The following is an 11474-nucleotide window of genomic DNA, read 5'->3' on the forward strand; positions in this document are numbered from 1 at the left end:
GGTCGTTAATACGCTGCAGTAACTCTTTCTCCAGCTCGGCAACCTCAGCGTCCGGACTGGGTTTGCCCACCTCTCGCAATAACGCTTGCTTGGCCAGCGTTAGCGCTTTTTCGGCGGTACCCCCGATGCCCACCCCGACGATAACAGGAGGACAGGGGTTACTGCCGGCCTCGTCAACTGCCTGTACGACGGAGTCGATGATACCCTGACGTCCCCGCGCCGGGGTCAGCATAAAGAGGCGCGCCATATTTTCCCCGCCGCCTCCCTTGGGCAGTACCGTGATTTTCAGCTTGTCACCGGGGACGATATCGGTGTGGATTACCGCCGGGGTATTATCTTTAGTATTGACCCGCGCCGAGAAGGGTTGGTTGACCATGGACTTGCGTAAATAGCCACGGTCATACCCCTGACGAACTCCCTCGTTAACCGACTGGTACAGGTCGCCACCGGTGATGTGGACATCCTGTCCTACTTCCAGGTAGACCACCACCGTCCCGCAGTCCTGGCACATCGCTACCTCTTCTTCCCGTGCCAGTTTGGCATTTTCCAGGATCTGGTCCAGGGTCTGCCGGGCTAAAGGCGATTCCTCGGTCTGACGAGCCTGCTGCAAGGCATTCAAGACATCGTCAGGGAGAAAATAGTTGGCTTCCTGGCACAAACGGGAGACTGTTGCCGTTATCTCTTGAGTGTTAATGTTTTTCAATAAGCTACATCCTTCCTCTTGAAATGGCTGCTGGCTGGTCAATCGGTGGAGGAGGGATTAAACCCTCTTTCATCAGCAGGGCTGTGGTTTCCCTGGCTCCATTGATTATTTTCGCTGCCTGCCGGGTGAGCTCTACACGGGTGGCTCGAATACGGGCAACACCCTGTTCCTGGGCTTTCATGGCGACGGCGACGGCTTCCCGGACAAAGACATCCTCTTCGCTCATTGTCGAGGCGATGTAGTCCTCATGTATTCCCCGGTCTTCAGCGCACCGGGCCAGTTCATAAGCGGCGGCGATGCACATTTCATCGGTGATGGTCTTTGCCCTGATATCCAGGGTGCCGCGGAAGATGGCCGGGAAGGCGGTGGAGTTATTTACCTGGTTGGGGAAGTCTGACCTTCCCGTAGCGACAATCCTGGCGCCGGCTTCTTTGGCTTCCCAGGGCCAGATTTCCGGGATGGGGTTGGCGCAGGCAAAAATGATGGCATCCCGGGCCATTTCTTTGACCCATTCCGGCTTGATGACGTCCGGGCCGGAATGCGCCAGCGATATGCAGATATCGGCTCCCTTCATCGCTTCGGCAATACCGCCGCTCCTTTTTTCCGGGTTGGTTTTCCGGCACAGGTCCCACTTGTAGGGGTTTTCCTGCTGCTTCTCCTCGATGTCGGCTCTGCCGGTGTGCAGGGTACCTTTGCTATCTACGGCGATGATGTTTTCCGGCGGGAAACCGTCAGCAAATAATATCCTCAGTATAGCCACGTTGGCGGCGCCGGTGCCGATAACCGCCAGCTTAACGTTATTCTTGGTCTTGCCCACCACCTTCAGGGCGTTGATCAGGGCAGCTAATGTAACCGCCGCCGTTCCCTGCTGGTCGTCATGCCATACCGGTATCTCCATTTCCCGGCGCAGGGTATCCAGGATGTGGAAGCACTTGGGACTGGAAAAGTCCTCCAGGTTGATGCCGCCGAAGGATGGTTGCAGCCACTTTACTGCTTTTATGATCTCTTCGGGGTCTTTAGTCCCCAGGCATATCGGCACTGCGTCTACTCCGCCCAGGTACTTGAACAGCAGGGCTTTGCCTTCCATAACCGGCATTCCGGCTTCCGGCCCGATGTCACCCAGCCCCAGGACGCGGCTGCCATCGGAGACCACGGCGATGGTGTTCCACTTGCTGGTGTAGTCGTAGACCTTTTCCCGGTCGGCCTCTATCGCCCGGCAGGGAGCGGCCACCCCCGGCGTGTACCAGATGGCGAAGTCATTAAAGTCGCGAATCATGCATTTGGGAACGGTTTGCATCTTGCCTCGATAGAACGGGTGTAACTTCATGGCATCCTCCGCCGGTTTGCGGGCTTTAGCTAGGAGTTCCTCTTTAGTCATTTTGTTTGACATACTTCACCCCCCTAACAAATATTTTACTGCCCCCTACGGAGTCAATTTAATTTGCCCTGAATGGTCACCCCCTATGATTAATTTTCTGAGCTCGATTACCATCTCCGGAACATTGATTTCCATCGGGCATCTCACCTTGCACCGGCCGCAGGTAAGGCAGGTGTAGGCCAAGGAAGCTGCTTTTTCCACATTACGGCTGATCGTGGCTGCCCAGACAGCGCCGATGCCGGTAAAATACTTGTCACCAAAATAACCGGCGGTTATCGCGTAGACCGGGCACTCGTAGAGACAGCCGCCGCATCTCAGGCAGTACAGCGCCTGTTTCAGGATGGGGTGCTTGGCCAGTTGCGTCCGGCCGTCATCCATGAAGATAACGTGCAACTCCTTCGGGCCGTGGGCGCCGAAGGTGGTCACTTTCTCAATATCACCGGTCTTGCTCGGGCTGGATACCAGGCTGACATAGCCGGGGACGGTGTAGTTGGCGTATCTCCAGGTCACCTCGGCGACTTTATAGGCGTCACCCAGCGTGGGCACCAGTTTTTCCATACCCACCAGGGCGATGTGTACCGGCGGTGCGCCGGTTGACAGGCGGATATTGCCTTCATTCTCGATGAGGAACAGCGTACCGCTGTCCGCCGCTACCACGTTAGAGCCGCTGATGCCGAAGTCAGCCTCGAAGTACTTCTCCCTGAGCAGTTTGCGGGCGGCGGCAACCATCCTCTCGATATCATCCGGGGGGAACTCTTCCCCCGTGATCCGGTGGAAAAGCTGGGCGACATCCTCACGGGGGACATGGATGGACGGGGAGACAAGGTGCATCGGCCTGGAGCCCAGTTTTTGCAGGATAAACTCACCCAGGTCGGTCTCATAGACCTCGTTACCGCGCTCTTCCAGGTACTCCCGCAGGTGAATCTCCTCCCCGGTCAGGCTTTTACCTTTAACGATTAGCTTTTTGGTGCCAATCAGCCCGGCGATAATCTCCAGGGCATCGGCAGAGGTCTTGGCGATATACGCCTTGGCCTTGTTGTACTCGAAAGCGTCGCAGGCCTGCCGGGCAAGCTCCTCCATGTTGCTGATGGCATTCATCTTTATTTCCCTGACTTCCTCAGCCATCTTGATGGTGTGCGGGAACCTCTCCAGAGCGGTGTTGGTGTTTGACCGGTAGCTGGAGATGGCCCGGGATAAAGCCAGCCTTATCTTCGGGTTGTGGGCGGCATCCATTATTTCTTTCTTATAATCGCTGAAAACGGACATCTATATATTATTCCTCCATCGCCATCGCCACGACCTGGGCCAGGTCAAGCACTTCCACGCCGCTGGTCTTGAGTTCCTTGAGCCCGGTCTCCAGTTGCAGGACGCAGCCGGGGCAGTTGGTGATGATAATCTCGGCCCCGGTATCCAGCAGTTCTTTCGTCCGGTTTACAGCCAGTATCTGGCTCAGCTCGGGGAAGACAGCCTCAAATCCGCCTCCGCCTCCGCAGCAGGTTGCCCATTCCTCTTTGCCCAGTCTGGTTCCACCAGCTCAATGCCTTTAATGGCTCTCAGAATATGCCGGGGTTCTTCGGTTATTCCCATGTAGCGTACCAGCTGGCACGGGTCATGGTAGGTAACCTTGACCTCCCTGGGAAACCGCAGTTCATGGGAGTCTATCTTCTCGGCGACAACCTGGGAGAAGTGCTTTACCTCCAGGTCTTTGGTGCCGGTGCTTTCCGTCATCAAAGTGCGTAGCGTATTGGTGCACGAAGGGATAATACCGATGATTTGTTTTACCCCTTTCGATTTCAGTTTGGTATGGACTTTTCGGGCGTGATTGTTGAATTCGTCATGTAAGCCAATGTAGTGCAGCAGTCCCCCGCAACACGGCTCTTCCTCAGCCATGTAGCCAAAATCAATGCCGAGTTTACGCAGCACTTTAACGGCATCCCTTAAGGGGCGGGCGTGAGCGTCGCTTCCACGGGACATCACCTTGCGGTATATCCCGGCGGCATCGATGCCCAGCTTTTTCTGGAAACCGGCCAGGTTCATGGTCATCTCGGTGCTGATGCCGCTCTTGTCCACACGGCGCATCAGCGACATCAATGCTTCCAGTTCACCGGCGTACTGGTAGCCGCACCCGGCAAAGAATATAGTCTCCATCTCCCGGGGAAGGTTGAGTCCTTTAGCCCACCGGCTCCCGCTCTCCTTCCCGGCGCCCAGCAGGTTATCCTTACCGGTGATGTTATCGGCAAGGTAAGCCAGGCCGGGGGGCATCAGTGTTTTACTATCCATGACAAAGTCTCTCCGTCTTATTAGACTGTAACACACAATCTTTCGTTCAGGAACCAGGTTGTCATTGCGAGGAGGCGGAGCCGACGAAGCAATCTCATACTTGACGAGCAACAAGCATCCAGATTGCTTCGCCCTCGGGACTTCGGCGTGAGCTCAGTCGAACGCTGAACTCGGGCTGAAGCCTTCCGCCTGCGGCGGAATGGTCTCGCAATGACAGTCCCTTTCTTCAAATGTAACTGTTACTGAGCGCTACCCATCTACTAACAATTTTACTATATCAGAGGGCTTCTCGGCTACAGGGACTTTTGCCCTGGTGAAAGCGTCAATCTTGGAGCGGGCGGTCCCGGCGCTGCCCATGACGATGGCCCCGGCGTGTCCCATGCGCTTTCCCGGCGGAGCTACCCGACCGGCGATGTAGGCGACCACTCTCTTGGGGTAGTTTGTTTCCCTGATGTATTCCGCCGCCATTTCCTCGGCATTACCGCCGATTTCTCCGATCAATACCACGCTCTCGCTTTCCGGGTCGCTTTTAAAACTCTCCAGCAGGCTGATGAAGTCCAGCCCGACAACGGGATCTCCCCCCATGCCGATGCAGGTGCTCTGTCCCATCCCGGCGCGGCTGATGTGCCAGGCAATCTCGTAGGTCAGGGTGCCGCTCCGTGAGATAATGCCCACATTTCCGGGCCGGAAAATACGGTCGGGCATGATGCCGACCTTGATTCGCAGTGACGGGTTGATAATGCCCGGACAGTTAGGGCCGATAATTACGGTGCCGTCCTTTTTGCGGGCACGGTTGATAAACTCGATGGCGTCTTTTTGCGGGATGCCTTCACTGATAATCACCATCGTTTTGATGCCCGCGTCGATAGCTTCAAGGGCGGCACTGCGGGCGAAAGGAGCGGGAACGAAGATAATGGAGGTATCCGCGCCGTGTCCGGTCACCGCTTCAGCAACCGTATTGTAGACGGGCACGCCTTCGATTTGCTGCCCTCCTTTGCCCGGCGTCACTCCGGCAACCACTTTTGTCCCGTAACCGAGCATCGAGGCGGTATGGAACCTGCCTTCGTTGCCGGTAATGCCCTGGACGATAACTCTGGAGTCTTTATTGATGATAACGCTCATCTTTGCCTTATAGTTTCAAGACTTCTTCAATGGCTTCCTCTACATCAGGGCAGGTGGCTATTCCCGCCTGGTGCAGCATCCGGTTGCCCTCGGTCTCGTTGGTTCCCATCATTCTGACCACCACCGGTTTTTTGTCCCGGCTCTCATTAAGGGCGGTAATAATTGCCCGGGCGACCACATCGCAGCGGGTTATTCCGCCCAGGATGTTGACCAGCACCGCTTTCACGGCTGGCTTTGACATCACCATTAACAGTCCGTTTTTGGTGGTGTCCACGTTACCGCCGCCCCCGATATCGAGGAAGTTGGCCGGTCTCCCGCCGAAATAGTGCACCAGGTCCAGGGTCGCCATCATCAGCCCGGCGCCGTTGCCGACGATGCCTATGTCGCCGTCAAGGTCTACATAGGCTAAATTTTGCTTCCTGGCTTCGGCTTCCAGAGGGGTATCTTCGGCTCCTGCCGAGCTTAATCCCTTGAGTTCGGGGTGGCGGAAGAGGGCGTTGTCATCGATTATAATTCTGGCGTCGGCGGCGATAAATTCACCGGCGGCGGTCCGGGCCAGCGGGTTTACCTCAACCAGCTCGGCATCATAGTCCATAGCTATCGTATACAGCCTGTCAAGGACAGCCGCGAACCGGACGGTATCGTTCTCACCCAGTCTGAAGTTGCCCAGCATCTCAACTGCGGCTGCCTGGTTGAAGCCGGTAGCGGGGTCGGCCCAGCTCCTGGCTATTTTATCCGGGGAAGCCAGGGCTGTTTCTTCAATGTCGATGCCGCCCTCTGAGGAAGCCAGGATAACGTATCTCCGGGCCTGCCGGTCAATAGCGACCGAGGCGTAAAACTGACCGGAGATGTCCAGTTTTTCTTCGACCAGTAAACTGCTGACAGTGTTTCCCTTGATGGTGCTGCCGAGGAGTCTTGCGGCGGTTTTTCCGGCTTCAGCCGCGTCACTGGCGAAGAGTATTCCGCCGGACTTGCCCCTCCCGGCTACCAGTACCTGGGCTTTTAATACCGCCGGACTGCCCATTTCGCGGGCAATCGCTTCAGCCTCCGCCGCGCTGTGGGCGATTCTCCCCCAGGGGACGGCGATGCCGTTCTCTTCTAGTATCTTTTTCGCCTCGAATTCAAATAGTTTCATCGTCTGCTGGAATGCCTGTGGGGTGACGGGCGGGTCAGGCCATAACCAGTCTAGTCAGGCTTGAAGATGTTGTCAAGGGTGTGTGGTATAATTTTAGTTAATGGAAGAGGATGCTGCGGTCAGATTTGAAGTCAATCTTCTAAGGGAGAGTCTTCCTGATGACGCCGGAATCAGCCGGCTTATTCGCTGGGGCAGGAGGTTTGACGAACTGGGACTGGCACCGGCAACGACCGGTAATTTGAGCTTCCGGACTGACGGGGGATTTGTAATCAGTGGTACCGGTGTCAGTCTGGGAGCGATTGCTCGGGAAGACCTTGTCGAGGTCTTGAAGGCTGAGGTTAGAGGAGACCGGATTTTAGTGACGGCCCGGGGACGGGTGTCCCCATCACGGGAGAGTTTATTACACCTGAGGATTTATGATTTGCGACCTGACGTCAGAGCCGTCTTTCACGTCCATGATACGCTGGTGGTGGATCTGGCTGTTGCAATGGGTCTCCCCACTACACGGAAAGAACGGCCCGGCGGCTCTCAGGAACTGGCAAAGGAAGTCAATGAGTTTTTACGGCAGCATGAATGGCTAAATTATTTCGTCTTAAGGAATCACGGGGTCGTTGCCCTGGGAGAGACCATGGATGAGGCAGGGAAGCTGGTCGAAAGCGCGCACGACTTGGCCAGAAAACGCCGTCCGCATTGACCGATGGCATCAGGGTGTGTTATCCTCTCACTTGCACTGAGTTTAGTGTGGACGCAACCCACCCCCCTGTCTCCAACACAGTATCCCCTTCGAGCCAAGTTTAAATAATTTCCAATATTATTGAAGTACCTTTGAGAGAAGTCTAAGAGATTGAGGTGAGCGGATTGGACTCTTTTGACAGACAGTGGCAGCGCTGGTTCCCTGAAGATAAAGGCAGGGGTCCGGCAGCCGGGAATAAGCCTGGCTGGACAACTTCACGGATAGTTCTGATATTGCTTGGCGCCCTCGGCCTGTTTATCCTGGCCGGTTTACTGAAGGGGTTCTACACCGAGTGGCTCTGGTTCAGTAATCTGGGTTACGGCAGTGTTTATACCACTATTCTGTGGACCAAAGTGGCGGTTTTCTTTATTGCCGCCATCACCTTCGCCCTGCTGTTACTGGGGAACATGGTGCTGGCGGCACGGCTGGCGCCCAAGACTGAAACGCACTTCTGGCCATGGGCCATAGTGCGCCAGCTACAATCAATCCTCAGGATAAATGTTATCCTGGGAACAATCCTGCTCAGCGTCATCTTCGGTATGGTAGCCCAGAGTAACTGGCAGCTTATACTGCGTTTCTTTAACGCTCAGCCCTTCGGTGTCAGTGACCCGGCTTTCCACAGGGAGATTGGCTTCTACGTTTTCTCCCTGCCTTTCCTTAACCTGCTGCAGGGCTGGCTGGTGGGGGCGCTGATAATAACCATTCTGGCCAGCGGCGGCGTCTATTTCCTCAGTTATGCGGCGCAGCGGCTGAAGTTTGATTATAGCCGGGCGGTGGTGGCCCATATCGGGGCGCTGGTCGTCGCCATCCTGGGTCTTATTGCCTGGGGCTACTGGCTGGGTATCTGGGAGCTGGTCTTCTCACCTCAGGGTGTTGTCTTCGGTGCTACCTATACTGACCTTAACGCCCGGCTACCGGCACAGTGGATTCTTATCGGGGTGGTCTTTATCTTTATGGGGCTGCTGGTGGTTTCCGTAATGCGGCGCAACCTGCGCTGGCCGTTATATGGTATCGGGGGGTGGATAGTGGTGGCTGTCATTGTCACCGGTATCTTCCCCGGAATAGTGCAGCGCTTTCAGGTGGAACCCAGTGAGATGGTGCGGGAGAGGCCCTATATCGAGTATAACATCCGGTTCACCAGGGACGCTTTTGCCCTGAACAGGATTGAGGAGCAAGCCTTTCCCGCGGAGGATATGCCGCGCCAGCAGGACCTGACACTGAATGAGGCCACCATCAACAACATCCGTCTCTGGGACCCCCGTCCACTAAAAGATACCTATAATCAGGTGCAGTCCTTCCGGCTCTACTATGATTTTAATGATGTTGATATTGACCGCTATGCCATTGATGGTAAATACCGGCAGGTCATGCTGTCCGCCCGGGAGCTGTCCGCAGAGAAACTATCCGTGGAAGCACAGACCTGGCTCATCCGTAAACTGCAGTATACCCATGGCTACGGTCTTACCTTGAGCCCGGTTAACGAGATTACTCCGCAGGGATTGCCGGTGCTTATGGTCAAAGATATTCCTCCGGTCGGTAATATCAATATTGAGCGCCCTGAAATCTATTACGGTGAAAAAACGAATGAATATGTGCTGGTAAAAACCAGTACCCAGGAGTTTGACTATCCCAGGGGTGACGAGAATGTTTACACTCACTATCAGGGAGAAGGTGGAGTTACCCTGAACGGTTTCTTCCGCCGCCTGGTCTATGCCTGGCAGCTGGGAGATTTAAATATCCTTATCAGTAACGAGTTGACGCCGGAGAGCCGGGTACTCTACTACCGCAATATCAGGGAGAGGGTAAACCATCTGGCCCCTTTTTTGAAACTGGATAATGACCCTTATCTGGTGGTGATTGACGGGCGGTTGTTCTGGATACAGGACGCTTATACTACCACGGAACGCTATCCCTATTCTCAACCTATCGCCGGTGGTATCAACTATATCCGTAATAGTGTTAAAGCTGTTATTGATGCTTACAATGGCGATGTAACCTTCTATGTAACAGACCCGGACGATGCCTTGATACGTACCTATCAGGCTATCTTCCCCGGGCTCTTCACCCCGGCCGGGCAAATGCCGGAATCGGTACGAGCCCACCTGCGTTACCCTGAGGACATGTTCAATGTTCAGGCTATGGTTTATCAGACCTACCACATGCGTGACGCCCGGGTATTCTATAATAAAGAAGACCTCTGGGCGGTACCCAGGGAGTTCTATGCTGACCGTGACCAGCCGATGGAGTCATACTATATTATTATGCGCCTGCCCGGTGAAGATAAGGAAGAATTCCTGCTCATGCTACCCTTCACCCCGGTGAATAAAAACAATACCATCGGCTGGCTGGCCGCCCGCAGTGACGGTGAGAACTACGGGAAACTGCTGGCCTACCTCTTTCCCAAGGAGCGCCTGGTATATGGTCCCAGCCAGATTGAGAACCGTATCCAGCAGGATACCGTCATCACCGAGCAGCTTGCCCTGTGGAGTCGGGGAGGCTCCCGGGTTATCCGCGGCAATCTGCTGCTGATCCCTATCGGTGAATCCATTCTGTATGTGGAACCGGTATTCCTCCAGGCGGATACGCAGGGATTACCGGAGCTGAAGCGGGTTATCGTGGCTGCCGGTGACCGTATTGCCATGAGACCGACACTGGCGGAAAGCCTGGCTGTTATCTTCGGCGCTGAGCCGCCGCCGGATGGCTTTCCGGTCAGCCCGCCACTACCGGGAGAACCGGGAGAGCCGATAGTGGGCATCGCTGGTCTGATTGAGGAGGCCCAGCAGCACTATGACCGTGCTCAAGAGTACCTTAAGGCAGGTGATTGGGCCGGTTACGGTCGGGAGCTGGATGCCCTGAAAAGGGTACTGAATGAATTGGCGGAGCTAACAATTGAGGCGGAGAACAGGTAAGCTTCTGAAAGAATGACTTGTCCGGTCAGCACCATGGGGTCAAATATCAACCGCCGAACGGTGGAGAATGTTGCCCGGACAGGTCTGGCATTGGAACAGGTGACCGACCTTTCTACCGGAATCTTCAAGCTAATTGAGGCGAGGAAGGTGACTTCATAACCGGGGATTGAGGACGATAGTCCGCATTGGAAGCATTCCGAACTGTTTTTTGAGAAGAAAGGGCTGATTCCGGCTTTGCAGCGGCTGCTGACAGAAGCCGGTGAGAAACCAGAAGTTCACTCCAGTATGTTATAATTAGAACGTCTGCCTAAGAGGATAATTCTCATAAACTATGAAGTTCAGCGAATTAGCCAGACTTCTAGAGCGAAACGGCTTCGAGCTTATCAAGGAAAAGGGCTCTGTCCGTTACTACGGCAAAGAGGGCTTGAATAAACTAATTCGTGTGGATTATCATGGTTCCAGGGAGATTCCTACAGGCACTTGTGAATCAATTTTGAAGGCAGCCGGATTGAAGAGGAAAGGGGGCAAATAGAATGATAGATTTAAAATATTCTCTCATAATAGAAGCAACTGAAGACCCTGCATTCTTTACTTTCTATTCACCGGACCTGGAAGGTTTTACGGGTGTAGGCAATTCTGTAGAGGACTGCCTCTATAAGGCAAAGTGGGGAATGGAGGAGCACGTCGCCCTGCTCAAAGAGCGCGGGCTTCCCGTTCCGAGAAAAAAGCCCAATCCTACCGTTATGATTAGGAATGCGAAGCTGGCGGGGGTTAGCTAAGACGGCGGTATTTAGGGTAACGATGTTACCAAATTGGTAGTCCGCGCTGGAAGCATTCCGAACTGGTGTTTGAGAGGAAGGGGCTGATGCTGGCTTTACTACGCCTACATAATATTGAATAGCCCGGCTAGAAATGGGTTAACCTTCAATAAGGGTATCGTATGAATTCACAATACAATTTAACTTTTTTTCGATCTAAGTTTGATATTAGATATCGTTTTACTAATGTATCCTAATGAAGGCTCTCTTTGAAAGTAAAAAAACGTGAAGAACTGTATTCCTACACTAATAATTATGAGTAAATATGCTATGTCTTTAGATAGTCTTATTGGGCTACTAATTGGATAACCCAACTGAATGAGCGCTATGGCCATATTGTTATTTAACAGATAAATCAAATCATTTGCTGCGATGGCAACTGAAATTGTCATTATT

At 54.1% G+C, this 11474-nt stretch carries 10 protein-coding genes; 4 read left to right on the forward strand and 6 right to left on the reverse strand.

Translation table 11 applies throughout. The features are described 5' to 3' along the window. The 6 genes from Q8Q07_05230 to sucC all read right to left on the reverse strand — a co-directional run. Positions 1 to 703 (reverse strand): fumarate hydratase (locus tag Q8Q07_05230; protein MDP3879691.1); only part of this gene is annotated, 703 nt, incomplete at its 3' end. A gap of 4 nt (positions 704 to 707) precedes the next feature. After that, the gene (locus Q8Q07_05235) at positions 708 to 2093 is read right to left on the reverse strand and encodes an NADP-dependent malic enzyme (protein MDP3879692.1); all 1386 of its coding nucleotides are present in this window, start codon (positions 2091 to 2093) and stop codon (positions 708 to 710) included. Between the two features lie 33 nt (positions 2094 to 2126). After that, positions 2127 to 3347 carry an LUD domain-containing protein gene (locus Q8Q07_05240; protein ID MDP3879693.1) on the reverse strand — a complete coding sequence of 407 codons (1221 nt, stop codon included), beginning with the start codon at positions 3345 to 3347 and terminating at the stop codon, positions 2127 to 2129. A 183-nt stretch (positions 3348 to 3530) separates the two neighbouring features. Then, the gene (locus Q8Q07_05245) at positions 3531 to 4361 is read right to left on the reverse strand and encodes a (Fe-S)-binding protein (GenBank protein ID MDP3879694.1); all 831 of its coding nucleotides are present in this window, start codon (positions 4359 to 4361) and stop codon (positions 3531 to 3533) included. Between the two features lie 249 nt (positions 4362 to 4610). Continuing rightward, complete coding sequence (sucD, locus tag Q8Q07_05250; GenBank protein ID MDP3879695.1) at positions 4611 to 5483, reverse strand: succinate--CoA ligase subunit alpha; 873 nt, start codon at positions 5481 to 5483, stop codon at positions 4611 to 4613. A 7-nt stretch (positions 5484 to 5490) separates the two neighbouring features. Further along, on the reverse strand, positions 5491 to 6618 hold the full coding sequence (sucC, locus tag Q8Q07_05255; GenBank protein MDP3879696.1) for an ADP-forming succinate--CoA ligase subunit beta: 1128 nt from the start codon (positions 6616 to 6618) through the stop codon (positions 5491 to 5493). 100 nt (positions 6619 to 6718) lie between these two features. Between sucC and Q8Q07_05260 the strand changes: the two genes are divergently transcribed. The 4 genes from Q8Q07_05260 (at position 6719) to Q8Q07_05275 (ending at position 11039) form a co-directional block, all read left to right on the forward strand. Beyond that, positions 6719 to 7312, forward strand: coding sequence for a class II aldolase/adducin family protein (locus tag Q8Q07_05260; protein ID MDP3879697.1), 594 nt, complete (start codon positions 6719 to 6721; stop codon positions 7310 to 7312). 155 nt (positions 7313 to 7467) lie between these two features. Further along, the gene (locus tag Q8Q07_05265; GenBank protein MDP3879698.1) at positions 7468 to 10260 is read left to right on the forward strand and encodes a UPF0182 family protein; all 2793 of its coding nucleotides are present in this window, start codon (positions 7468 to 7470) and stop codon (positions 10258 to 10260) included. 12 nt (positions 10261 to 10272) lie between these two features. Beyond that, positions 10273 to 10419, forward strand: a complete 147-nt coding sequence (locus tag Q8Q07_05270; GenBank protein MDP3879699.1) for a hypothetical protein — start codon at positions 10273 to 10275, stop codon at positions 10417 to 10419. Positions 10420 to 10793: 374 nt separating this feature from the next. After that, positions 10794 to 11039 carry a type II toxin-antitoxin system HicB family antitoxin gene (locus Q8Q07_05275; GenBank protein MDP3879700.1) on the forward strand — a complete coding sequence of 82 codons (246 nt, stop codon included), beginning with the start codon at positions 10794 to 10796 and terminating at the stop codon, positions 11037 to 11039. Positions 11040 to 11474 lie beyond the last annotated feature (435 nt).

This window comes from Dehalococcoidales bacterium, assembly GCA_030698765.1.
Taxonomy (GTDB): Bacteria; Chloroflexota; Dehalococcoidia; order Dehalococcoidales; family UBA2162; genus JAUYMF01.